This is a genomic window from Paenibacillus sp. JGP012 (assembly GCF_014203995.1).
Classification (GTDB): Bacteria; Bacillota; Bacilli; order Paenibacillales; family Paenibacillaceae; genus Paenibacillus; species Paenibacillus silvae.
In genome coordinates, this window is sequence record NZ_JACHKG010000013.1 from 89,491 (window position 1) to 113,064 (window position 23,574).

Sequence of the window (23,574 nt, forward strand, 5' to 3'; positions counted from 1 at the left end):
AGGAAAAAACGTGAGTCGCTTGGGAAGGCTTGTCACAACAAGTCGCTTTCTGTCTGGTGGAGTCCATGCATAAATTCCTTCTTTTTACAAACAATACACTCAACCTGACAGGAAAAAGGAGTGTAAGATATGTGTGAACGCTTTTCACTTGCGGCTGATCTGGACGAGGTGCGGGACCATTTTAAAATCGAACGTGTAATGTATTACTATAAAAATCGCTATAATATCAGCCCGACGCAGCATACGCCAATTATTCTGCATCAGGACGGGGAGCGTGTGCTGGATGAATTCCGGTGGGGATTTATCCCGTTCTGGGGACGGGATGCGGTCAATGCAAACCTGATGACGGTGCATGAGAACCCGGCATATTACAAGCTGGTTGAAACGAAACGCTGTGTGATTCCGTGCAATGGACTGTATTACTGGCGTCAGGAAGGCAAAAAGCGTTATGCAGTGCGTGTTGTGATGCCGGATCGGGGGCTGTTTGGCATTGCTGGCCTGTATGAAATCTGGAAAGATACACGCAAGCAGCCACTGCGTACCTGCACGATGCTCATGGCTGGCGCGAATTTGGTGACTCGTGAGTTTGGCAATAAAATGCCGGCAATTCTGTCAGAGGATGAAATCAACACCTGGCTGGACCCTGCCAATACAAGGGTGACACAGCTGCTTCCACTGCTCAAGACATATAATCGTACCGACATGAATCTGTATCCGGTCACACCTATGGTAGCCAACGACGAGCATGATTGCTATGAGTGTGTGGAAGAGATGGAGCAAAAGCTGGCATATGTTCGAAGCTTCTGAAGCAAGCCTCCATGTGCGAGAGGCAACCTGTATGATGCAGCTTGCAAAGTGTTTCTGATATTTAAGAACGGGTTAAAGAGGGCTAATCCGAAGCTTCGGAAGAGTCGTTAATTCAACAGGATGGGGAGTCCGAGGACACTCTGTCCTTTTCTTTGTTGTTCTTTCATCCGGCGCCTGCGTGGTGTTCATGAAGGAAAAGTTGCAATTGGTTCGAAACGTAACTATAATCATTACAGTAACAAAATGCATATATCCATATATCTAATTAAAGAGATATTAATCAGGAGGGAACCACGAATGAATCCAAAGTATTCGAAAATGTTTGAACCTCTTTCACTGCCTAGCGGCATTACACTGAAAAACCGGATCGTGCTTGCTCCTATGACTCATATGTCCTCTAATCCAGACGGTACGGTATCCGATGCCGAGCTGGCGTATTATGCACGCCGTACAGGCGGAGCAGGAATGTCGGTTACAGCGGTAACCCATGTCACACCAAACGGCATCGGTTTCCCGGCGCAATTCGGCTCTTATGACGACAGCTTTATCCCCGGCTTGAAACGTCTGGCTGAAACCATTAAACAACAAGGCTCTGTAGCGGTGCTGCAAATGTTCCACGCAGGGCGACTGACTCCGGAGCAGGCTGTCTCTGCTGGCCAGGTGGTTGCACCGAGCGCGGTTGCAAGTGAACGTCCAGGCTCACCCGAGCCAAGAGAAATGACGGATGAAGAGATTACCTCGGTCATTCGTGATTTCGGTGAAGCGACTCGCCGTGCGATTGAAGCGGGCTTTGACGGTGTCGAGATTCATGGTGCGAACGGTTATCTGATCCAGCAATTTTTCTCTCCACACTCCAATCGCCGTGAAGACCGCTGGGGTGGCAGTGTTGAGAAACGTTTGGCGTTCCCGCTCGCTGTGGTGGAAGAGGTGCAGCGTGTCGTTGCCGAGCATACCAAGCTTCCGTTTATTGTAGGGTACCGCTTCTCGCCAGAAGAGCCTGAAACACCAGGTTTGACAATGGAAGACACATATGCGCTGGTTGATGCATTAAAAGAAAAAAATCTCGACTATCTGCATGTTTCCTTGAATGAGTTCTGGTCGAAGCCAAGACGTGGAGAGGAAGATAAACGATCCAGAATGGAGTATATTTTGGATCGTGTTGGTGGAAAAGTGCCTGTCATTGGTGTCGGCGCAATTCACACTGCTGACGAGGCAGCAGAAGCGCTGGAGACAGGCGTGCCGCTGCTGGCGATCGGACGTGAGCTGATTATCGAGCCGGACTGGGTGGAGAAGATTGAAAGTGGACGGGAAGAGGACATCGAGACGGTGCTGACCAAATCGGATCAGGAGCGTCTGGTTATTCCGGACGGCTTGTGGAATGCCATTATCCACACACCGGGCTGGTTCCCTATGGCTGACGATAAATAAAAAATACTCTCTTCCCGCTTGAAGAAGGAGAGCAGTGGTTGCCGATCAGAAACGGTATGAGTGATGAAACTCATGCCGTTTTTGATTTAACACTAACAGTGACTCCGTAATGATCCCTTATAATGTAGTCCAACCATTACATCGGACTGTATTTTCTAAAAAAATCATTTTATTTACTGTTGAAGTTATTTATTGAGAATAGAGTGAATATATGTAGATATCAAAAAACAATGATGTATTCGAGATGCAAATGATCGGAATGAAAAATGTACATGTAATCATACCCTTAATTTGTTATTATATTACATAAATAGAGATGTAACCAACATAATTTACACCAAGGGGGATTCGATTTGAATAAACGAATATATCCAATCGAGGATCAATTGAAAAAAAGAAAAATGATGCCATTGCTGCTGCTTGCTGATGAATCAGAGGAGAAAGTCATGGAATATTTAGAGGAAGGGGATGTATTGTGCCTTTCTAATGATTCTGATGATGCTTTGGGTGTGATCGTGACGGTGAGACTAAACAGTGAATCGATTGAAATAAAGAATATTGCCGTTTCTCCTGACCACCAGGGTCAAGGGTTCGGCAAATTGTTGATAAACAAAGCCATATCCTTACATAAAGAGCGTGGAATAAGACATTTTGTGGTGGGAACAGCCAATTCCAGTATCAACAATCTCGCATTTTATCAGAAACTGGGGTTTCGAATATGTGATATAAAAAAAGATTTTTTCCTAGATTACCCTGAAGAGATCTGGGAGAACGGCATTAGGGCCGTGGATATGATTGTGATGGAAAAGTATGAAGTTGATTCGAAATAGCGGAGGGCCTGATCAAGATGTAATGTCTTGTTCCAGGCCTTTTTATTTCGTTTATTGTAAATATTTACAATAAACGCGCGCGGTGTTACAATGAAAAAATGTTATATATTTTAATAAAAACCATATATATTCAATTATCAAGTCGAATTTTGCTAGGGCGTGTCTGAAAACTCTGAAGGAAGCAGATTTTGCTGAATTTTCGTTCCAAGCCAGGAAGTTTTCCGCAGGCGTGCCGGGGCACGTCAAGGGAAAGTGACGCAGCAGGGGGCGAAAAGGCGGTAAAAGATGCACTTCAGTAGGTTTCAAGACACGCCCTAGATAGAAGAATATATATGGTTTTTCCAGTACCATTGAAAAAACGTTTTCGACAATATTGAAAATGTTCATTACCTAACTGGAAAAGAGGAGATTGGCATGCTGAATATGCAAAAAGAACAGTTGGCTATGTACGGAGCCAAACCTGTAAGAGAAAAAATGCTCCCGTATGGAAAACAATGGGTGGACGAGACAGACATTGAAAGTGTGGTCAATGTTTTAAGAAGTGACTTTCTTTCTTCAGGTCCTGAAATCCCAAAATTCGAAGAAGCACTGGCTCACGAGGCAGGTACTCGGTATGCTGTAGCATTCTCCAGTGGTACTGCTGCGTTGCATGCTGCGTGTTTTGCTGCTGGCGTCGAGACTGGGAGTGAAGTGATTACTTCGCCTCTGACGTTTGCAGCAAGCAGCAACTGTATATTATATACAGGCGGAAAGCCGGTTTTTGCCGATATTGATCCTCTTACCTTCAACATCGATTCTCAGGAGGTTTATAAGAAAATCACCCCGAGTACGAAGGCGCTAATCGTTGTTGATTTTGCCGGACAGCCTGCTCAATATAACGAGCTTTATGACATAGCTTCCAATCACGGGCTTGTCACCATTCGTGATGCTGCCCATTCGATCGGTTCCATCTATAAAGATCGGCGAGTAGGGATGTCAACCGATATGGCCATATTCAGTTTTCATCCTGTTAAGCATATTACTACAGGAGAAGGCGGGGCTGTTGTGACAGATCGGGAAGACTTATATCATAAATTGCTAATGTTCAGAAATCATGGAATTACACGTGATGAAAGGATGCTGGAACAGCAAAATTCTCCAAAATGGTATTACGAAATGCAGTTCCTTGGTTATAACTATCGGATTACTGATATACAAGCTGCATTAGGCATTAGCCAGTTAAATAGGCTGGAGCAATTTGTGAAGAGACGGCGAGAGTTAGCGGTTCTATACAATAAGGCCTTTGAGCAGATGCCAGGATTAGCATTCCAGCAACAAGCTGAAGAAGTATTATCAAGCTGGCATTTATATCCTTTGCGATGGAAAAAAGACTTTTTCTCCGTAAGCCGCGACACCATTTTTCAAGCTTTGCTCGCAGAGAATATCGGGGTCAATCTTCACTATATTCCGGTTTATTTACATCCTTATTATCAGGCATTGGGCTATCAACGAGGCATTTGTCCAAATGCGGAAGCCGTATATGAAGAGTTAATTACCATTCCTTTGTTTCCGCTGATGACGGATCGCGATCTGCAGGATGTCGTGGATGCCGTTGTCAAGGTATATAACTACTTTTTGAAGTAATGCATACATGCTTGGGCTTAACTCAAAGGAGGATGTTGTATTGCAGCCAAAGCAGCTCAACTTATTTCGTTTAACCTGGCCTATTTTCATGGATGCCTTCTTTCATATCGTGTTAGGTAATGTTGACACAGTAATGCTCTCACATTATTCAGGACAAGCTGTCGCTGCTGTGGGCATATCATCACAAATATTTGGCATGTTTATTATTATCCTGGAATTTATGGCCATGGGGTCTGGCATACTGATTGCGCAAATGCTTGGAGCAAGTCAGCGTAATCGAGCCGCTAATATTGCACAATCCTCCATCTATTTAAACGGGCTTATAGGTTTAGTTCTTATTTTTGTGCTTTTTTTCTCTGCACCTTTTTTGTTTGGCCTCTTCAATCTTTCAGCTGAAGCTTACGATTTTGGAGTGCTTTACACGCAAATTGTTAGCGTTTCTCTTCTTTTTGAGGCTATTCTGATTTGTATGAGTACCACAATGAGAAATTATGGTTTTGCCAAAGAACCGATGTTTGTTGTTGTGGGAATGAATGTTGTTAATGTACTAGGGAACTGCATTGCTTTGTTCGGATTTCTGGGTTTTCCTGAGACGGGTCTTACAGGTGTGGCAGTCAGCTCGTGCGTCAGTCGTTTGCTGGCAATGATTTGTATGGTCTATCTATACAAGCGCAAGCTCAAATTAAAACTGAGATTGCAAGGCCGTCATTTTATTCAGGATTGGAAATCTATTGTTAAGGTAGGCATCCCGACAGCAGGGGAGAGCTTTTCCTACCAGTCCTCCCAAATCCTGATTACGTATTTTGTCACTTTTTTCGGAGTAATCGCGATTACAACCAAGGTCATTACTTACAATATTATGCTGCTGATCATGATATTCTCCTATTCTATGGGACAAGCAACACAAATTTTGATAGGTCATCTCGTTGGGGCAAGAGAACATCAAAAAGCGCATGACCAAGCTATTTTTAGCCTGAAAATTTCATCTTTGGTCTCATTGGGCATTGCGCTTGTGTGTTACTTCTTCTCTGAAACTGTCCTGGGGCTGTTTACATCGGACAGAGATATTATTGAAACCGGCAAAACACTTCTTGCGCTGTCTATCTTATTGGAGCCTGGCAGAGCGTTTAATCTTGTTCTCAGTAGCTCGTTGAAGGCATCCGGCGATATCCGATTTCCAACGCTACTGGGTTTAATCAGCATGTGGGGATTATGTGTACCCGCTGCATTTATTTTGGGAAACGTACTTGGATACGGATTAGCGGGAGTATGGCTTGCTTTTATTCTCGATGAGTGGTTAAGAGGTTTAATTTTTTATTTCAGATGGAAGAGAATGGGTTGGGTTACAAAAGGACTGGTTAAAGCCGAAATACGATCGTCCAATGAAAAGGAGATGAGTATATGAGAAGAAGGAAATACTTGCTCTTGGGTGGAGGCGGATTCATAGGTTCAGCTATTGCAGAGGAACTCGCACCCTATCATGAGGTCACTATTGCTGATGCGGTCCCATTTAAGCAAACCGTTGCTTATCTAAGAGGGATAACCCATGTTGATTATGTACAAGTCAATGCTGCGGATCGTTCCGGTGTATTGGATTTGGGTACAGATTACGATTATATTGTGCATGCGGTAGCTATTCTAGGCATCAACAAGGTGGCACAGGAATCCATTCTTACCATCAATACGAATTATCTTAGCTGCTTGTATTCGCTTGAACTCGCGAGCAGACAGAAGCATCTTCAAAAATTTCTGACCTTCAGTACAAGTGAAGTATATGGACAATACACTGTATCCGCCAAGGAGACCGACGAGTTTACCATTGGAATTCCGGAGACCCCACGGTGGTGCTATGCTGCAAGCAAAGTATTAAGCGAACATTTAACATATGCCTATCACAGGGAGGAGTCTATCCCAACGATTGTTATTCGACCGTTTAACGTTTATGGAGAGTATCGATTTGGAAATAATGCAATATCCAGTTTTGTTCGCAAAGCGCTTAAAAACGAGGATTTATTGATCAGCGGCACAGGCGAGCAGACAAGAGTATGGTGTTATATTAACGACTTTGTTTCCGGGGTTATCCATGCTTTACATTCCGAATATGAGGGAGAGTCTTTCAACCTGGGTAATCCGAACGAACAATGCAGCATCAAAGATTTGGCGCATCTCATTGTGGAGCTGACGGAATCGAAGTCAAGAGTTGTTATTTCGCACTCGAATGAACCTGATGTGAGGCAGAGAACAGTCGATATTTCCAAAGCTCGAAGTTATCTTGCATATGAGCCATCTGTATCTTTACGCGAAGGTTTGAAAAAGTATATTACTTGGGCGAAAAAGATGGAGAGCAACGAAAAAATGGGGATATCACAATGACCGCAAATAATGTCTTTGGGTTCTCATTCTATGCTATATATGACAATCAGCTTCAATCCCGTTATAAAGATATATTTGGAAAAGTAGAGGCTACGATTTTTAATCGCGAAGATTTGATGGGGGCTGCTTGGGATTCAGTCTGGACAAATACCCGTCATGCTGTTGAGTTATTTGGCGGCAACAATACAAGCTTTCATTTTCCTGTGAACAATAGCAATATTGTGACGGACCCTTTCGTAAGATCGCGTTTGATCGAAACCTTGAAGCGCTCAGAGGAGCTTGGTATTCCTCATGTGGTGATTCATGCCAATCAGTTGTATCTGTTGGAAGAATGTAAACATCAAAATTTGACAGAGCTCAGGTCCGGATTTCTCGATTGCTTGCAGGAGGTCATCTATCAGGCTGGAAGTAATGTATTAGTCTGCTTGGAAAATTTACCACCTATCGGTAATTTGTATGATGATGCTGATCCTGTGTTTATATTTACTGAGGATTTCCAAGAGATTGATATCCGGAACGTAGGTATCACATGGGATATTTGCCATTATTTCAATACAGTATACACCATGCATTATGCCAGCAATGATCCAGTATTTCGAGATATGCTTCCTAGTTATCAGCCGTGCGACTACATGGATTTTACAAGGATTATAAACAAAATTAAACACTGGCACTTTTCAGCATTTGATCAAATGGCTAATCCATTGACCGAGACCATTTGCAGAGAAGGTGTTCTTCCTGTGGAAAGCTGTGTAGAAGAGAGCATGTACCAGAAGGCTCTGCGGTTAATCTACGAGGATGCTGTAAAAAACGATAAAGCGATCATTTTTGAAATTGCAGAAAAAGACTATACACATCGCTATTATGTTCTTCAAATGCTGGAATGGGCACAAAAGGTAGTAAAGGAGCATTCTTTTTTATGATAACTACAGCTTCTGATCCAATCCATGAACGTATTCTTGATCTGGGTTCCAGACTCATTCGTTTGCATCCAACCTACACCAGACCTGATTCTCAGAAACAAGCTCAGCTTTTGATACAGAAACAGCTGGAGCAAGAGGGATGGACAACTTATTTGGATGTGTTCACCGTATCTCAATTGGTCAGTAGAGACTTCATACGGCATCCTTGGGAGTATAACCGTTTCTACAAAGATGGATTCGAAATGACAAAGCATAATTTATATGCTGTTGCTGATTCGGGACACCCAGGCCCGACATTAATCTTAAATGGTCATATTGATGTAGATATTCTGAACGGTAACCAAGAAACGGAATTACCCTGGAATGTGAGTGGAAACATTGTAGAAGGGAGGATGCTAGGCAGAGGAGCTACGGATATGCTGCTCGGGCTTAGCACTCTCGTTTATGCTTTGAGCTTGATTAGAGAACGATTTAATAAAGGAAAATTGATCTTCACTTCCGTCATAGATGAGGAAATTGGAGGCAACGGCTCTATTCGAGCCTGCGAGTGGCTTAACAAAAATGGCTATTTCCCTGACGGGCGCGAACCGGTGGAAGTCGTTATTGCTGAACCTACAAATACAACCATATGTACTTCTTCTCTTGGTTTTCTTCCCTTCAAAATTCAAATTTGCTCTAAAAACATACACATGAATGCACAAGAGCACAACCAGCTTGCAGATTTAAATGCACTATTCAATTCACTTTATTCCTTCAAAGAAGAGCACGAGGGACTGTATTTGAATGTTGGTACGATATCGGGCGGGTCTGATCCCAGCCTGCCAATTCAGGAGTTGATCCTTGAAGGCGTGATGGCCAGTGACAGCAGGTATACGATCCAAACGTTACAGAACAATCTCAGGCAGGCATTATCACCTTACACTGTGCACTATCCCAATTTGATGATTGAACCTATGAAAAACGATGGTTTGAAGTTTGGCCGCGGGGCGGAACAGCATGAATTTCCTAGCGCGTGTGATGCTTCCGTATTCCATCATTTTGGATATCCGACCGTTATTTTTGGACCGGGCCGGTTGGCTCAAGCTCATACCGAGGACGAATATATTGAGATAAGCGAAGTTGAACATTATGCACAACAGCTAAAAGCGTATTTGATCGAATTTTTCAGATAAATTGGGAGGCACTGCAATGAATACCGACTTCACACCTCCGAACAACATCAAATATGTGTTATACCCTTCGGAATATCAATACGATTCATTGTGTTATAGCGGTATGTCCAACTTGAAGGGAAACAGAAACGAAGTTTTCTCTCGTTTACGAGATCGAATCGCCACCGTATTTGATATTAGAAACCCATCACAAGTTTACCTATTTGACAGTGCTTCTTCCGCTATTACTGCCTTGTTAACGATTTTGAAAAATCAACACAACATTGAGTGTGTATACATGCCCTCATACTCGTGTACAGAATTGGCTGATTCAGTAATCTCCGCTGGGCTTACGCTTAATGTCTATGACATCACAGACGATTTCAGGCCAGAGCTTGAATTCGTGCGTTCTTTGATTGGTGTGCAGCAGGCCGCATTCCTGATCCCGGCGTTGTTCGGTTCACGCTCAATACCATCGGAACTTATGGATGTGCTGCATCAATTGAAGATGCCCGTTATTTTTGACGAGGCACAGTCATTTCCAATGGCTCCGCAATTTCGTGGGACCACACCTGGAGCTTTTTTTTCAGTCATCTCATTTGGAAAATCAAAGCCTCTATCCTCTATCGGGGGCGGTGCACTCATCGTTCATCAGCCTGAGATGAATACAATGTTTACAACGTATTCAGAGGATGCATTACAGCATCAAGAACCCTGGTTCCCCTATCTTCGAGCTGTCACCCGCCGTCAATTAAGCAAGTACAGCTGGTGGCGCAAAGTAAACGGGCTCCAATATAGGTATGCTGATTTGGCAGCTCTGCACCGTGCACAGCAAATCCGCCAGCGCAAGCCGCGAGGCATCACACTTCTGCAAGCGCAAATGGCGCTCCGGCGCTTGCAGTTTTTTTTAAAACAGATGGAGCGACAGAAGGTTCATGTACCAGGACTATTAGATGCTCTGGAGAGTACATTCGGCAAACAAACATTGCGATTTGTTCTTGCCCGTGATCAGCAATGTCTGCTTCCGATTCGTATCCCCAATCACAAAAGGAAAAAAATTGGAGCGTACCTCGCACAAAAGGGGGTACAAACGACTTTCTATTATTATCCACTGCATAACATAGAGCGATACAAGGAGCGTTTTCAGCTTCACGATTGCTTCAATGCTGATCGTATTTTTAGTGAAATATTGCTGCTGCCGATCCACACGGATACACCTCCGCGTCATATAAAAAAACTGGAAAGGTTCATTCGCCAATATGATGAATACTCAACAGATACTTAGTCCACGGACCCCTTTCATTGAACCAGGTTTTGCAGCACTTGTCGGACAATACCTGGATTTTGAGTATATGCCCGTGGAAGTGTGCTGCAAGGGTCAAGTCTATGCCATATCTCTATATAAAAATATCAAAACCCAATCATACCAGATTGGAGCCGTAGGATATGGCGGGATTATTCCTTTTCCACAAAGTCTTCCAGATTTCCTGGACATTATAGATATAATCTCAGAATCATACGGAATGATCTCTCAAATTACACTGCCGCCGATGGGAGAGCATATTTTGAGTTGGGAGTTGACCAGATCCGGCTTTGATCGGCAAGTTATGGACACTTATATTTTAGATTTTGCTGAATATCGAGAACAAAAGGATATGCTTTTCAAAGGCAGCGTTCGGACTGATATCCGGTTTGCTGAGAAGGCCGGCGTATATGTTAGATTATATGATTCTGAACAAGAGCTTCAACAATTTTACGAGATTTACAAGTCTACGATGGAACGTGTGCAAGCAAGTTATTTAACACCTTATGAACTTCTAAAGGAATTACTTCACTACTCGCATGAGGCCCGGCTTTATATCGCGTTAACGGAACAGAATCGCGTCATTGCGGGGAGTATATTTCTTCAAAACGAAGATAATCTGTTTTATTGGATCAATGCTTCACATTCGGAATTCAGAAACTTACGAGGCAATTATCTGATTCTTAAACAGGCCATTGATGACGCATACGCCACAAAGTCTTATTTGAACTTCGGTTATTCTCACAACCCTAACATTGCTAAGTCGAAGCTTGGCTGGGGTTGTCATATTCAAAAATATATACGATTGACAAAGGAGCATGCCCGATGAAATCAGTCTATTTTATTCCCTCAAATCGCAATATTGAAAAATGTTTGACCAGCTATATGAAAGAGATTGATTTTGCCCAGAAGAAATATGGTATTCATATTCCGATCGTTATTCCGGAAACAAATGATAAGGAATTTGTAGCTCAAAATGCACGAACCATCAATCTATTGCAAGAGAAGTATCCGAAAATCGAAATTTTACATTTAACTACCAAAATGCAGGAAGCTTATTTTGATATTTTGTTGGCTGGGGAAGATCCCGAGTTCAAAAAAGTGTTCCTGGCACAGCAAACAGACTATGGTAATTGCATGAACAAGCTGTTTTTGATGACCTGCTCACTTGGTGCAGATGCGCTGCATCGCAGAGATTCGGATACGAGGCTAATCTTTGACGAATTGAAAGCTGAGGAACTATATCCGATTGAGCTTGAATTGAATTATCTGGGTAAAAGAATTTCTGATTGCAGCAATATAACCATTAATACGGCGGACAAGTCTATTTTAAACCGGGAAATCTGGGTGGTAGGCGGCAACTATTATGGCGAGTGGAATCTGGATGTAAGAGATTTTGCTCAGGTTTCTTTCGATCCGATCTATAGATTGTACGAACTGCTCGGTTTCCCCAAGGAGAGCGTCGTGGACATTTGCAATACGGCTTTTCAGCTGGATCAGCAATTTACACAGGAAGAGAAGCAGACACTTGTTACTTCAGTGAATGATGGATTGAATCCAGATTGCGGTAATGTGGCTGTGTACAAGCTTCATGAGAAGCTGCCTAACTTGCCTGGGCGTAATACTGCTGCCGCAGATTATTTTGCTTTTGACACAGCAACGGCGCTGGGCATTCCGTCTATTCATCACACCAGAGAAGTATTTCACGAATACAAAAAGGATGAGTTCCAGTTGGCAAACAAAATAAAATACTGGGAGGGTGTTTCCAAATTTGCTGATTATTTTAACGCCTACATGAGTATTTATGACAGTGATTTGAATAAGACGTTTGGACCTGACCGTAAGGAAGTCATTACCGATGACATCGTACAAGCAATCAAGTCTTATGTTTCCGAATTTTCCAAGCTTGGCGTGCATGAGCGTGTTGAACGTATAGATCGCATTGCGAATGAAGTGTTGATTCCTTTTGACGAGAATTATTCACAGGTCGGTGATTATATCATAGAACACTCGGAGCAACTTGTAAGAGAAGCGAATCAAGAATACGAATTTCATGTCAAGCTCATTGAGAATTGGGATAGATTGATTCAGCGCGCTAAGGAGATCGATTTGCGAAAAGTAGCCGACTCTAACTCGGTGGCTAACACATAACCTGTGAAAGCATGGTTGTACAAGTGAATGGATGATCTTATGAGAGGTGGGATGACATGAGTGTTGAGAATAAAATATTGAATCTTAAAGCAAATGTTTCGGTAATTGGACTGGGGTATGTCGGACTGCCTTTGGCGCTGAATCTGGCCGAGGCAGGTTATACGGTAACAGGTATTGATTTGTCGGTGTCCAAAGTAAATCTGCTTAACAGAGGAGAATCTTACATTAGTGATATTTCCAATGAAGCTCTGAGGAAGGTCAATCATACCGGAAGATTCATGGCTAGCAGTGAATTTTCTTTGATCCAATATGCTGACGTTATCATTGCTTGTGTTCCAACTCCCTTGAATGATTATACGGACCCAGATTTATCTTCTATTTATGCTGTAGTTGACTATTTACAAACCTATATGAAAAAAGGCAGTTTAGTCATTTTGGAGAGCACAACATATCCAGGCTGCACAGAAGAGATTATCCAGGCACGTCTTGAAGCAACAGGATTACAAGTCGGCAAAGATTTCTACTTATGCTTTTCCCCTGAACGGATTGACCCAAGCAATCGGGATTTTACGTTGAATAATACACCTAAAATTGTTGGCGGAGTTACTCTGGAGTGCTCTAATATGGCTTCTGAATTATATAAGAAAATATGTAAAGATGTCATTACGGTCTCTTCACCCAAAGTAGCTGAATTCACAAAATTGCTGGAAAATACGTTTCGGAGTGTAAATATTGCTTTTATCAACGAAATCGCAATGATGAGTGAAAAAATGGGAATCGATGTGTGGGAGGTCATCCAAGCCGCTTCCACCAAACCGTTTGGTTTTATGCCATTTTATCCTGGACCCGGGATCGGAGGGCACTGCATACCGCTCGATCCCATGTATTTGTCATGGAAAGCGAAGTACTATAAATTTTTCAGCAGGTTTATTGAGTTATCAAACAGCATTAATAGTGGTATGCCTGATTACGTTGTGAGCAAACTACATCAACTGCTTAATCAGAAGTCACTTCATATCAACAAGAGCAAAATTTTGGTTCTGGGTGTCGCATACAAACCGGAAGTCAATGACGACAGGGAGTCTCCTGCTTTGGAACTGATTAAGTTATTAATAGACGAGGGTGCTCATGTTGATTATTACGATCCTTATGTAGGGCATATCAAGCTTGAAAATGGTCATACCTTGTTTTCAGTCGATTACGATGTTAACGCATTTAAACAGTATGAATGCTGCATTTTAATGACGGCGCACAAGGCTTTCCGTTATGAAGAGTTGAAAGATTTGCATGTGCCTATTTTTGATACGCGGAATGCATTTTCTTCCTTTGTTGACGGTCATATTTATAAACTTGGAGCCGGTTTGCTCCATGCTGCGAAGGATCATGAGCAAGAGGAAATGCTTCAAAAAATAACTGTAGTCCAAGGCTGACATAAATGTGAAAAAGGGTGAGCATTGTGAGTCAAGCGAGTGTCATTATGCCAACATATAATAAAGCAGAGTATTTAAAGTTAACGCTGGCTTCTTTTGCAAGTCAATCGGTTCAAGATTTTGAAATCATCATTATTGATGACGGCAGCACGGATGATACAAAACAGGTTGTTGATAACTATAAAAACCTGTTAAATATTCAATATGTTTTTCAACAAAATAAGGGAAGATCCAGAGCAAGAAACACAGGTCTGCAGTTAGCTGAAGGGGATTTTATTATTTTTAATGATGATGATCGCATTGTACCACCGGATTATATCGCCAGCCACATCGACCAGCTTACGGAACAGGACGAAAGAACAGTCGTCATAGGCTGGAAAAAGAATATGCTATCTATTCTCAAGCATCGCTTGCCCTTTAGTGCAGAGGATATGCTGGTGCTTGTTCGCCAGAATCCTGAGTTTGCAGCTATGGCAACGGATGTGGGAGCGGGAGTATCTGTTCCTTTAGTTACAGAAGAACATTTGAATCCATATCACAGTGAGCGGGTTGAACGATATACAACCGTGGACGGTTATGATAGTTTTCCTGAGATTTTCGCCGAATATGGAGAAGATTTGAAAGATTTTCAGCTTAAATGGGTTTTGGGTACAACCGCCAACATGTCGCTGCATCGTTCTTTTCTTCAAGAGATTGGCAGTTTTGATGAGCAATACAAAGGCTGGGGAATGGAAGACACAGATCTATCTTATCGCCTGTATAAAGCTGGAGGCATCTTTCGCTTCTGTTCAAACCTGGTCAATTTGCATCAGTTTCATCCGAGAGGGAACGTATTTCAGGCAGAGAAGGATTTCAGAAGGAATTCTTTTTATTTTTGTAATAAGCATAAGAGCTTGGAGGCGTATTTGTTTTACCGCTGGACACATGAGGAAATCGAATTAAAGACTGCTAACCATATACTCCAACTAGCCAATCATAATGAATCTGTTGCGGAAGAGCTGACAAATCTGTATGCGAAAGGGTTTGCTTCCGGTAGGGAAGAGTTGTAGGCAAAAAATAGCTAACCCTCTAATGAACAAAATACACTAGACAAAGGTGGTTCCACTTATGATAAAAAAAGCTATTATTCCCGCAGCAGGTCTAGGTACACGTTTTCTTCCAGCCACAAAGGCCCAACCGAAGGAGATGCTTCCCATTGTAGATAAACCGACAATTCAATATATCGTGGAGGAAGCAATCGCCTCAGGGATCGAGGACATCATGATTGTAACCGGTAGAAACAAACGGGCTATAGAGGATCACTTTGATCGCTCTGTTGAACTGGAGCTAGCTCTTCAAAAAAAAGCAGAGCTGCTTGAAATCGTTCAGGAAATTTCCAAAATGGCAGATATTCATTATATACGTCAGAAGGAGCCTCTCGGATTAGGACATGCCGTTTTGTGTGCCAGGAAGTTCGTTGGAAACGAGCCTTTTGCTGTACTGTTAGGGGACGATATTATTGATAGTGAAGTTCCATGTTTGAAGCAATTGATTCGAGTATATGAACAGGAACACAAATCTGTGGTAGGTGTACAACAAGTGGACTGGAATGAAACCCATAAATATGGAATTATCGAGCCGGGGGCTCAAAAATCAAATCAGAGTGAGGTGCTGGATTTAATTGAAAAACCTAAGCTCCAAGCGCCTTCTAATATTGCAATAATGGGACGTTATATACTAGATCCACAAGTATTCACTTATTTGGAACATATTTTACCTGGAGCTAATGGCGAAATCCAATTGACCGATGCTTTGCGCGGAATCGCTCATAACAAAGGGTTAATTGCTCTGCAGTTCCAAGGCAGCAGATACGATGTGGGTGACAAATTTGGTTTTCTTCAAGCAACTGTGGACTTTGCGTTAAAAAATAAAGATTTGCAAGGAAGGTTCAGGGAATATCTCATCGAGCTTAGTCGAGAATTTTCAAGTATATCATCATAACAATTATTATTCTCTTTTGGGTTGACCTGTAAGTCACATATGTGACTACAGGTCAACCCAGTTCTATATATGCGTGAAATTCTCCTTATAACGTCTCTGTGTTATGATGGAGGACAGGATGCAGTGGAACATTAACGGTTTGGAGTGAAGAAATATGCTCGTTGCAGAACGATATGAGAAAATTGTGGAATGGGTAGATGCGCAGGGAAGCATGCGTGTAACCGAGCTTAGTGAACGCTGCGGCGTGACGGAAGAGACGATTCGCCGTGATCTGGACAAGCTGGAGCAGGCGGGAAGGCTCAGGCGCTCACATGGCGGGGCGGTAAGTGTGAAGTACAAGGACGAGCTTCAGTCCGAGATTCCATATCCAGAGCGTGCTGTTGCGCATGCAGAGGAGAAACGCCGGATCGCAGAGGAAGCGGTGAAACTGGTGGAGCCAGGAGACCGAATAGCACTGGATGCTAGCACAACGGCGTGGTATATGGCGGCGGGACTTCCGAACATTCCGCTAACAGTACTGACCAACTCGATCAAGGTCGCGGCCGAGCTGAGCACAAAGGAGCAGATTCGTGTCATTGCGACAGGCGGGCAGCTTGCTTCAAAATCGCTGTCTTTTGTCGGGCCGCTCGCCGAACGTTCATTGGATGCATATCACGTAGATAAAGTGTTTTTGTCCTGCAAAGGTGTGCATCTGAGCAAAGGCATCAGCGAGTCAAATGAACTACAGGCTCTGGTGAAGCAGAAGATGATTCATATTGCAGATGAAGTGATCCTGCTGGCAGACTCGAGCAAGTTTAACATTCAGGCGTTCACCCGAGTGGCGGCGATGGAAAGTGTGCATAAGGTGATTACGGATCAAGGCGTGCTGGAAGAGCATGTTGATGCACTGAACGAGCTTCATATTACGTGTATACGTGTGTAGCCTGAATGCTTTTGAAGAATGACAACGAATATGCGAAAGCTAAATATAGAAGGGACCGATTAGAATGAAACATCCGTTTCACTTGAAAGCCGTATGGAATGGGGGGCGTAACAGTGAGGGTACGATTGATGCAGGGGGGTTGAAAACGGTCATTTCCATCCCGCAGGAGATGGGCGGGCCGGGCACTGGAACCAATCCCGACGAAATGCTGCTGGGCGCAGCGTCAACCTGTTATCTGATTACTTTGGCTGCAATGCTGGAGCGTTCAGGAATCACCCCGGATGAGCTGACGCTGGAGTCGGAGGCGACGGTGGATGTAACAGATAACGTATTTACGTATGAACGAATTGTTCATCGGCCGCGGATTGTGCTGCCGCTGGAAGCATCCGAGTCCGATCAGAGCAAGGCAGAGCGTCTGGCGCACAAAGCGGAAGCCTCCTGTATGATATCTCGCGCTGTGGCAGGTAATGTGGCGATGGAAACGCGGCCTGTGATTGTAACCACTGGTGCTGACGCAGTGTGATATAATGGGGGATAGGCGACAATATTCGTCATTTGTGCAAAATAAGGAGAAATTCAGGATGAAAAACCGGAAGCGCAAACCTAATCGACTGGCACGTTTGACTCGTGCGATAAAACTGAATTTTCTCAAACTTTTACGTGCTCCGGGTGGTGCTCACAAGGTGTCTACCGGATTTGCCATAGGTTTCGGCCTTGAACTGATTGTGATTTCGACCGCATCCCTGATTTATCTTGTGTTTTATCCGATTGTGCGTTTGTCTGGAGGTTCCATGCCAGCGGCCATTGTAGGCAATGTCGTGGGCAAGCTGACGTTTCTGCCTATTATTCTGATGCCGCTTGCGAAGCAGATTGGTTCATGGATTTTGCCAGCTCACAGTATGGGGCAGGGTCCTGTGCATGAGAGTGCATGGATGGAATTGTTTCGTGGGAACTGGTCAGCAGTAAGTGAACTGCTGCTGGGCGGGCTGGATATTTTGACGGGCATGAGTGTGTTTGGCCTGATTTTGGGCTTCATTTCGTACTTTATCGTTAAATTTTTCTATGTAAGAGCGCTGCATCGGCGGCATGAACGCCGGGTGGAGAAGCGCCGCCAAGCAGCGAACGCTTCTGGTGCTGCCACAGCGCCTGTGTTGATCAGGAAAACATCACAATCATAATTGGCAGGATGAGCATGGATGCAGCGGTTGTCCACAGAATGCAGCGAGAGACAAACTGCGGGGATGCCCCGAACTGTTCAGCCAAAATAACCGCGTTCACTGCCGTTGGCATAGACGCCAGAATAAGCAGCACCGGAAACAAGGTTCCCTCGACGTGCAGTGCTTTCAGAATAAGCCAGGACAGGAGCGGTGCTGCCGCCAGCCGCACGACGAGTCCGGCCCAGAACGCCCGGCGAACGTTGTTCTGCCACGGCTCGCGGTCTCCTTTGGAACGCAGCATCTGCGCGCCAAGAATGGCAAGCACGATCGGTGCATAACCTGTGGCAACCATGGACACGCCGCCATCCAGTGCCTCAGGTAAGCTGATGCTGAAGGTTCTCAGCAGGATAGCAACCACAGCTGCATATATGGTAGGCATGCGGAACACGGACCCGATGGCCTTTTTGACGGTGAATTCTGATCTTGCGGCAAAGAAAATACCTACGGTATTTACGATGATCATCTGTCCAATGACATATACAGAAGCCTTGTCCAGTCCAAGCTGACCGAAGGCAAGCAGCACGAGCGGGAGCCCGTAATTGACACAGTTCGTAAATGTGGATACGAGGGTAAGGCCTGCTTTTTCCGGTGCACCCAGACCGAAAATCCGGCTCAGCAGCTCGGCAAGGGCCCAGAGGGCAATCAGATTCAGAATCGAGAACCAAAAGGTGCTGGTGACATCCGTCCATGTGATCTCTGCATGCAGCAAGGTATGGAAGATGAGCGCAGGACTCAAAATATAGAGTGAAAATGTCGATAGGGGCCGCGTATCCCAGCCTTTGAAATGTTTTAACAGCATTCCGCCAATGACAGGCAGGGATATGGGGAGAAATACATGGTAGAGCGTCACTATAAATGAGGTAAACAATCTGTTCAGTCCTTTCCGGATGAAAAACCTATCTTATCATATCAGGAATTGCATTGCAGTTGAATGCTTGACTGTTGACACGTACGGAGAATACCCTTGTTCGGAGCTGGAAATGGACGGGCTGAGAGCAGTGAGCAGTACGGCCCGGATTGCTATTTTGATATGACAGATTTATTATAGAAGAGGTGCAGCAAGACTACATACACATAGAGGAGGAAACTGTAATGAGTGAATCAAAACGTTTGCTTGTATTAGTGGGCTCTTATGCCGAAGCGGAAAATGAGGGCATTTACGCATATGAATTAAATGAGGACACAGGCAGTCTGGCGAAGCTGGACGGCATTGCAGGTGTGAAGAATCCGACGTTTGTTAACGTGAACGCAGAAGCGAACAAGCTGTATGCGATTGGTGAAACGGCATCTGCCGAAGGCAATAAAATGTCAGAAGCGGTGGCGCTGAGCGTTGATCCTTCGACAGGCAAGCTGACGCTGCTGAATCGCAACGATTCCATCTCTGCTCCTCCTTGCCATATCCAACGTGATCCTTCCGGTAAATATTTGATTCTGTCCAGTTATCATGGCGGACTGGTAGGTCTTCAGGCGCTGACGGACAACGGCGAGGTTGGTGCGCTTCTGGACGAGAAAAAACATGAAGGCCACGGGGCACATCCTGAACGTCAGGACAAGCCGCATGTGCACTCCGCATTTTTCAGCCCGGACGGCAAATATATGATGGTACAGGATTTGGGCGCAGATAAAATTGCGATCTATTCCATCAATGCAGAAAATAACGAACTGGTGCTGCACAGTGAAACGAAGACACATCCAGGTGCAGGACCACGTCACTTGGCGTTCCACCCGAACGGACAGTTTGCGTATGTGATCAATGAAGTGGACTCGTCCATCACATCCTACAAGTATGATGCGGCTGCGGGTACGCTGACAGAGATTTCGAACATTTCAACCCTGCCTGACGGTTATGATGGTGCCGAGAACACAACAGCCGAGATCACTGTTTCCAATGATGGTCGCTTTGTGTATGGTTCCAACCGTGGACATGACAGCATCGTGGTGTTTGCTGTAGATGCAGACAAAGGACATCTGACCCTGGTGGAGCATGTTTCCGCAGAAGGACAGCACCCGCGTCATTTCGCTTTGACACCAAATGGTAAAATGCTGATTGCAGCTAACCGTGATACGAACAACATGGTTACGTTCACCGTGGATCAAGAGAGCGGTCGTCTGAAATACACAGGTCACAGCACAGGTGTATCCAAACCGGTGTGTGTTAAGCCCGTTTATCTGTAATTGCTTTATTTGAAAAAACATATCTCTTTACAGCAGCTTCTGCTGGTATGAAGATGGAGAATAACCCTGCCCGATCAGGCGGGGGTATTCTTTTTTTAATTCGCTTCTTGAAGGATTCGAGATGGTTTGCAAAATGCTGGAATAGATAGAGGGGCAGGCATATCATGCAGGGAAATCGTCTGATAACAGAGAAGATCCACGATCTTGGCTCTTGACTTCAGTTGCTTCATCAGCATGGTTTTGTGCAGGAGGAGTCAGGACACGGTCATTCAACCATGCATGAAGTTGTAAATGGGCAACTTGTACTTCACGATTGCCTGGTATTATACATAATCATATTAGATGATCTCAATTCACCGACAGGGGCTGAGAAAAGGAGGCATCTAGTATGGCAGTTTTATCAACGGGGCCAATCAAAATTCTATTGTTGCAGGAAGGGGTGTACGGTCTACCCAGAGAATTAAGGTAAGAATGGTCAATCAGAATTTAACCGATGTATATCATATTTGGGTTCAAGGATATCATTTATCGGACGTCCGCACATTATATGTTGAAGAATTATTTATTGTTTTGCCTAATCAAGTGATAACGAAAGACTTTGATGCGAATTTTGATGCAGTTGAGTTTAATTTTACAATGGGTGATGCTGCTGTAGCAGACGCCAAAATTTCGGTATGGGGAAGAGACCAGAATGGAGAGCTGGTGACTGCGCATCGTCTGGTGTCGAGTGAACTTATAGGAGCTGGAAATAATACTACAGGCGAAACCGGAGCTACAGGTGCCACAGGCGAGACAGGAGTGTCAGGAGCCACAGGAGCAACGGGAGCCCCGGCAGTTTCTTCGCTGTTTTTTGCCAGTCAGCCAGCGTTGCTTGATCTTCCGTTGGCAGGAACAATTACGCTTGGCTCCATAACTGTAAACCCAGGCTCTATTCCGGCAGATGATCTTGTAAAATTGGACTTTACTTCGCAGATCGCAGTGGTTGTGGAAGATAACTGGAGCTTCGATTGTAACATTACCCTGACCAATTTTGCAGGAGCGGGGGGGGGATCCAGTTGAACTACACCCAAAGGGGGGATGCCGCAGGTACAATAAGGATTCATCCCATTGGCGGCACTGTTAGTACTTTCCCTTCTACTACAACGGCAATAACATATTTTTTAATTTTGCAATTTACAACAACTACAAACGTTACGAGCGCAACGGCAGAAGTAAGAAACATGAGTGCTATTCGTTTCAGTTAATTGGAGTTTAACGGATGATAATTAGACGTTTACTTTATTAACATATTGAGGTTGTATATTAAGCTATGGAAACGACCTGACTGCAAATTTATCGTGGATTGTTTATATTAAAATGATGATTAGCCATATGAAAAGAAGCATAATTTTCGAACGGAAATGTTCGAGGGTTATGCTTTTTGTTATGTTTGTCTTTAAGAATTCAGTGAATTATGAAAACTCGGCGTGCGGCAGCTGAATCCGTGGGAATTATCCGGACGTCTGGCTCCTATAGAACAGGAACTGGATGAACCATAGCTGTACCGGCTGCAGCCTCCCGAGCATCATCAAAGGAATGCAGAAACAGTCAGGCAGACTTAGGCAGAGGTTGAGAGGTAGCAAAATGAGATTTTTTAAAAACAGTCTGCATGGATTGGTAAATGAATCTTTTTGCTTCATGATAAAACGCTGGCAAACGGATTGGATGGGAGTTGAATCATTGGATGTAATCTGAATAGTTGCTCGATTTTTTGTTCGGATAACAAGGTGTTAATTTCATTAGTTTCTCCCACGTAACTACCTCACTTCAAAGTGCGTACTTCCTGAAATGAACGCTAGGGTCTACAATTTAGTCATACTCGAACAACAAAGGAGAACAAAGATAATGAAATTACAGCTCGCACTTGACTTGGTTAACATTCCTGATGGGATTGCATTGGTTAAAGAGGTTGAACAATATATTGATATCGTTGAGATTGGTACACCAATTGTTATTAATGAAGGTTTGCACGCGGTAAAAGCGATGAAAGAAGCATTCCCTAATCTGCAAGTTCTTGCAGACCTTAAAATCATGGACGCTGGTGGTTATGAAATCATGAAAGCTGCTGAGGCTGGTGCAGATCTGATCACTGTGCTTGGGGCAACCAATGACAGTACCATCAAAGGTGCAGTAGCAGAAGCGAAGAAACAAAACAAACAAGTTCTTGTAGACATGATCAACGTGCCTAACCTTGAACAACGTGCTCGTGAAGTTGATTCGCTTGGCGTAGATTACATCTGTGTACACACAGGGTATGACTTGCAAGCTGAAGGACAAAGCCCTTTCGAAGATCTGCAAACAATCAAAGGTGCGGTGAAAAACGCGAAAACCGCAGTTGCTGGCGGCATCAAGCTGGACACATTGCCAGAAGTAATCAAAGCACAACCGGATCTGGTTATTGTAGGCGGCGGCATTACAGGACAAGCAGACAAAGCGGCAGTTGCAGCGGAAATGCAGCGTCTTGTAAAACAAGGGTAAGCTCATGAGCAGCAGACAATACGGCGAAGTGATCCTCAAGGAATTGGGACGCACGTTAAGCCAGCTTGATGATACGGAAATGCGGACGTTGGCGGGGCAGCTGCTGGCGGCGAAGCGGATTTTTGTAGCCGGGGCTGGTCGTTCCGGTCTGATGGGCAAGGCATTTGCAATGCGATTGATGCAGATGGGACTAGAGGTGTACGTGGTGGGTGAGACGGTGACGCCAGGCATCAGCTCAGAGGATTTCCTGCTGTTATGCTCCGGTTCCGGGGAGACGGGCAGTCTGGCCGCTATGGCTCGTAAAGCAAGCGGAGCGGGTGCATCCGTAGGTTTAATCACAATTAAGCCCGAATCTACAATTGCCCGGCTGGCGCAGACGGTTGTTGTTCTTCCAGCTTCGGCCAAAGAGGACACAGCAGCAGCCGGAGGAGAAGTGACGATACAGCCGATGGGCTCTTTGTTTGAACAAAGTCTGCTTATCAGTATGGACGCCTTGATTCTCACCATCATGGAAATGAAAGGCATGACAGGTGCCGACATGTTCAGCAAACATGCCAATCTGGAATAGATTTTGGAAAGAAACCCCTGACTGAGATGGGGCTGTAAAATAAGAAGCAGGTCGTGATCTTTGCTGATGCAAAGATTGCGGCCTTTTCTGGCGAGTAGGGGGTTTTTATCTGGCTTTTCATTGCGAAGCTGCTATAGTACAATAAATGATTAGACATGATGTAATAAAGATGCTGT

General features: G+C 44.3%; 22 protein-coding genes. 21 read left to right on the top strand and 1 reads right to left on the bottom strand.

Features of this window, described 5'->3' with window-relative positions; genetic code table 11:
• Window positions 1-129 precede the first annotated feature (129 nt).
• The 17 genes from HNR77_RS16885 (at window position 130) to HNR77_RS16965 (ending at window position 18,099) form a co-directional block, all read left to right on the top strand.
• On the top strand, window positions 130-807 hold the full coding sequence (locus HNR77_RS16885; RefSeq protein ID WP_111269389.1) for an SOS response-associated peptidase: 678 nt from the start codon (window positions 130-132) through the stop codon (window positions 805-807).
• Between the two features lie 297 nt (window positions 808-1,104).
• Window positions 1,105-2,235: an NADH-dependent flavin oxidoreductase gene (locus HNR77_RS16890; protein WP_184186695.1), complete on the top strand. Its 1,131-nt coding sequence runs from the start codon at window positions 1,105-1,107 to the stop codon at window positions 2,233-2,235.
• Window positions 2,236-2,588: 353 nt separating this feature from the next.
• On the top strand, window positions 2,589-3,065 hold the full coding sequence (locus HNR77_RS16895; RefSeq protein WP_260410608.1) for a GNAT family N-acetyltransferase: 477 nt from the start codon (window positions 2,589-2,591) through the stop codon (window positions 3,063-3,065).
• Window positions 3,066-3,479: 414 nt separating this feature from the next.
• Window positions 3,480-4,688, top strand: coding sequence for a UDP-4-amino-4,6-dideoxy-N-acetyl-beta-L-altrosamine transaminase (gene pseC / locus HNR77_RS16900; protein ID WP_397366987.1), 1,209 nt, complete (start codon window positions 3,480-3,482; stop codon window positions 4,686-4,688).
• Between the two features lie 40 nt (window positions 4,689-4,728).
• Window positions 4,729-6,093 carry an MATE family efflux transporter gene (locus HNR77_RS16905; RefSeq protein ID WP_184186697.1) on the top strand — a complete coding sequence of 455 codons (1,365 nt, stop codon included), beginning with the start codon at window positions 4,729-4,731 and terminating at the stop codon, window positions 6,091-6,093.
• Window positions 6,090-7,061, top strand: coding sequence for an NAD-dependent epimerase/dehydratase family protein (locus HNR77_RS16910; protein WP_184186700.1), 972 nt, complete (start codon window positions 6,090-6,092; stop codon window positions 7,059-7,061). The genes HNR77_RS16905 and HNR77_RS16910 overlap by 4 nt, the downstream gene beginning before the upstream one ends.
• On the top strand, window positions 7,013-7,984 hold the full coding sequence (locus tag HNR77_RS16915; RefSeq protein ID WP_184186703.1) for a sugar phosphate isomerase/epimerase family protein: 972 nt from the start codon (window positions 7,013-7,015) through the stop codon (window positions 7,982-7,984). Before HNR77_RS16910 ends, HNR77_RS16915 begins: the two co-directional genes overlap by 49 nt.
• Entirely contained in the window at window positions 7,981-9,156 is a 1,176-nt protein-coding gene (locus HNR77_RS16920; protein ID WP_184186706.1) for a M20 family metallopeptidase, read from the top strand. The genes HNR77_RS16915 and HNR77_RS16920 overlap by 4 nt, the downstream gene beginning before the upstream one ends.
• Window positions 9,157-9,259: 103 nt before the next feature.
• Window positions 9,260-10,420, top strand: a complete 1,161-nt coding sequence (locus tag HNR77_RS16925; protein WP_260410613.1) for a DegT/DnrJ/EryC1/StrS family aminotransferase — start codon at window positions 9,260-9,262, stop codon at window positions 10,418-10,420.
• Window positions 10,398-11,267, top strand: coding sequence for a peptidoglycan bridge formation glycyltransferase FemA/FemB family protein (locus HNR77_RS16930; protein ID WP_184186712.1), 870 nt, complete (start codon window positions 10,398-10,400; stop codon window positions 11,265-11,267). The genes HNR77_RS16925 and HNR77_RS16930 overlap by 23 nt, the downstream gene beginning before the upstream one ends.
• Window positions 11,264-12,589: a DUF6271 family protein gene (locus tag HNR77_RS16935; RefSeq protein ID WP_184186715.1), complete on the top strand. Its 1,326-nt coding sequence runs from the start codon at window positions 11,264-11,266 to the stop codon at window positions 12,587-12,589. Before HNR77_RS16930 ends, HNR77_RS16935 begins: the two co-directional genes overlap by 4 nt.
• Window positions 12,590-12,645: 56 nt before the next feature.
• The gene (locus HNR77_RS16940) at window positions 12,646-14,019 is read left to right on the top strand and encodes a nucleotide sugar dehydrogenase (protein ID WP_184186718.1); all 1,374 of its coding nucleotides are present in this window, start codon (window positions 12,646-12,648) and stop codon (window positions 14,017-14,019) included.
• A gap of 26 nt (window positions 14,020-14,045) precedes the next feature.
• The gene (locus HNR77_RS16945) at window positions 14,046-15,068 is read left to right on the top strand and encodes a glycosyltransferase family 2 protein (RefSeq protein ID WP_184186721.1); all 1,023 of its coding nucleotides are present in this window, start codon (window positions 14,046-14,048) and stop codon (window positions 15,066-15,068) included.
• A gap of 58 nt (window positions 15,069-15,126) precedes the next feature.
• Complete coding sequence (gene galU, locus HNR77_RS16950) at window positions 15,127-15,999, top strand: UTP--glucose-1-phosphate uridylyltransferase GalU (protein WP_184186723.1); 873 nt, start codon at window positions 15,127-15,129, stop codon at window positions 15,997-15,999.
• A gap of 154 nt (window positions 16,000-16,153) precedes the next feature.
• Window positions 16,154-16,921, top strand: a complete 768-nt coding sequence (locus tag HNR77_RS16955) for a DeoR/GlpR family DNA-binding transcription regulator (RefSeq protein ID WP_184186725.1) — start codon at window positions 16,154-16,156, stop codon at window positions 16,919-16,921.
• A 64-nt stretch (window positions 16,922-16,985) separates the two neighbouring features.
• The gene (locus HNR77_RS16960) at window positions 16,986-17,444 is read left to right on the top strand and encodes an OsmC family protein (RefSeq protein WP_184186727.1); all 459 of its coding nucleotides are present in this window, start codon (window positions 16,986-16,988) and stop codon (window positions 17,442-17,444) included.
• A 58-nt stretch (window positions 17,445-17,502) separates the two neighbouring features.
• The gene (locus tag HNR77_RS16965) at window positions 17,503-18,099 is read left to right on the top strand and encodes a DUF2062 domain-containing protein (protein WP_184186729.1); all 597 of its coding nucleotides are present in this window, start codon (window positions 17,503-17,505) and stop codon (window positions 18,097-18,099) included.
• On the opposite strand, the gene HNR77_RS16970 is transcribed toward HNR77_RS16965, so the two are convergent.
• The gene (locus HNR77_RS16970; RefSeq protein WP_184186731.1) at window positions 18,077-19,006 is read right to left on the bottom strand and encodes an AEC family transporter; all 930 of its coding nucleotides are present in this window, start codon (window positions 19,004-19,006) and stop codon (window positions 18,077-18,079) included. The two genes, HNR77_RS16965 and HNR77_RS16970, sit on opposite strands and share 23 nt — an antisense overlap.
• Before the next feature lie 224 nt (window positions 19,007-19,230).
• On the opposite strand from HNR77_RS16970, the gene HNR77_RS16975 reads away from it, so the two are divergent.
• The 4 genes from HNR77_RS16975 to hxlB all read left to right on the top strand — a co-directional run bounded on the left by HNR77_RS16975 (window position 19,231) and on the right by hxlB (window position 23,398).
• Window positions 19,231-20,313: a lactonase family protein gene (locus HNR77_RS16975; RefSeq protein WP_184186734.1), complete on the top strand. Its 1,083-nt coding sequence runs from the start codon at window positions 19,231-19,233 to the stop codon at window positions 20,311-20,313.
• Window positions 20,314-20,895: 582 nt separating this feature from the next.
• Window positions 20,896-21,372, top strand: a complete 477-nt coding sequence (locus tag HNR77_RS30660; RefSeq protein ID WP_184186737.1) for a hypothetical protein — start codon at window positions 20,896-20,898, stop codon at window positions 21,370-21,372.
• A gap of 825 nt (window positions 21,373-22,197) precedes the next feature.
• Window positions 22,198-22,830 (top strand): 3-hexulose-6-phosphate synthase, encoded by a 633-nt coding sequence (hxlA, locus tag HNR77_RS16985; protein ID WP_184186740.1) that lies wholly within the window; start codon window positions 22,198-22,200, stop codon window positions 22,828-22,830.
• Between the two features lie 4 nt (window positions 22,831-22,834).
• Window positions 22,835-23,398, top strand: a complete 564-nt coding sequence (gene hxlB / locus HNR77_RS16990) for a 6-phospho-3-hexuloisomerase (RefSeq protein ID WP_184186743.1) — start codon at window positions 22,835-22,837, stop codon at window positions 23,396-23,398.
• Window positions 23,399-23,574: the final 176 nt, after the last annotated feature.

Excerpts from the sequence above, each read along its gene's own strand:
- HNR77_RS16885 (WP_111269389.1), top strand. The coding sequence starts at position 130 with ATGTGTGAACGCTTTTCACTTGCGGCTGATCTGGACGAGGTGCGGGAC.
- HNR77_RS16890 (WP_184186695.1), top strand. The coding sequence starts at position 1,105 with ATGAATCCAAAGTATTCGAAAATGTTTGAACCTCTTTCACTGCCTAGC.
- pseC (WP_397366987.1), top strand. The coding sequence starts at position 3,480 with ATGCTGAATATGCAAAAAGAACAGTTGGCTATGTACGGAGCCAAACCT.
- HNR77_RS16910 (WP_184186700.1), top strand. The coding sequence starts at position 6,090 with ATGAGAAGAAGGAAATACTTGCTCTTGGGTGGAGGCGGATTCATAGGT.
- HNR77_RS16920 (WP_184186706.1), top strand. The coding sequence starts at position 7,981 with ATGATAACTACAGCTTCTGATCCAATCCATGAACGTATTCTTGATCTG.
- HNR77_RS16925 (WP_260410613.1), top strand. The coding sequence starts at position 9,260 with ATGTCCAACTTGAAGGGAAACAGAAACGAAGTTTTCTCTCGTTTACGA.
- HNR77_RS16930 (WP_184186712.1), top strand. The coding sequence starts at position 10,398 with ATGAATACTCAACAGATACTTAGTCCACGGACCCCTTTCATTGAACCA.
- HNR77_RS16935 (WP_184186715.1), top strand. The coding sequence starts at position 11,264 with ATGAAATCAGTCTATTTTATTCCCTCAAATCGCAATATTGAAAAATGT.
- HNR77_RS16940 (WP_184186718.1), top strand. The coding sequence starts at position 12,646 with ATGAGTGTTGAGAATAAAATATTGAATCTTAAAGCAAATGTTTCGGTA.
- galU (WP_184186723.1), top strand. The coding sequence starts at position 15,127 with ATGATAAAAAAAGCTATTATTCCCGCAGCAGGTCTAGGTACACGTTTT.
- HNR77_RS16955 (WP_184186725.1), top strand. The coding sequence starts at position 16,154 with ATGCTCGTTGCAGAACGATATGAGAAAATTGTGGAATGGGTAGATGCG.
- HNR77_RS16960 (WP_184186727.1), top strand. The coding sequence starts at position 16,986 with ATGAAACATCCGTTTCACTTGAAAGCCGTATGGAATGGGGGGCGTAAC.
- HNR77_RS16965 (WP_184186729.1), top strand. The coding sequence starts at position 17,503 with ATGAAAAACCGGAAGCGCAAACCTAATCGACTGGCACGTTTGACTCGT.
- HNR77_RS16975 (WP_184186734.1), top strand. The coding sequence starts at position 19,231 with ATGAGTGAATCAAAACGTTTGCTTGTATTAGTGGGCTCTTATGCCGAA.
- hxlA (WP_184186740.1), top strand. The coding sequence starts at position 22,198 with ATGAAATTACAGCTCGCACTTGACTTGGTTAACATTCCTGATGGGATT.
- hxlB (WP_184186743.1), top strand. The coding sequence starts at position 22,835 with ATGAGCAGCAGACAATACGGCGAAGTGATCCTCAAGGAATTGGGACGC.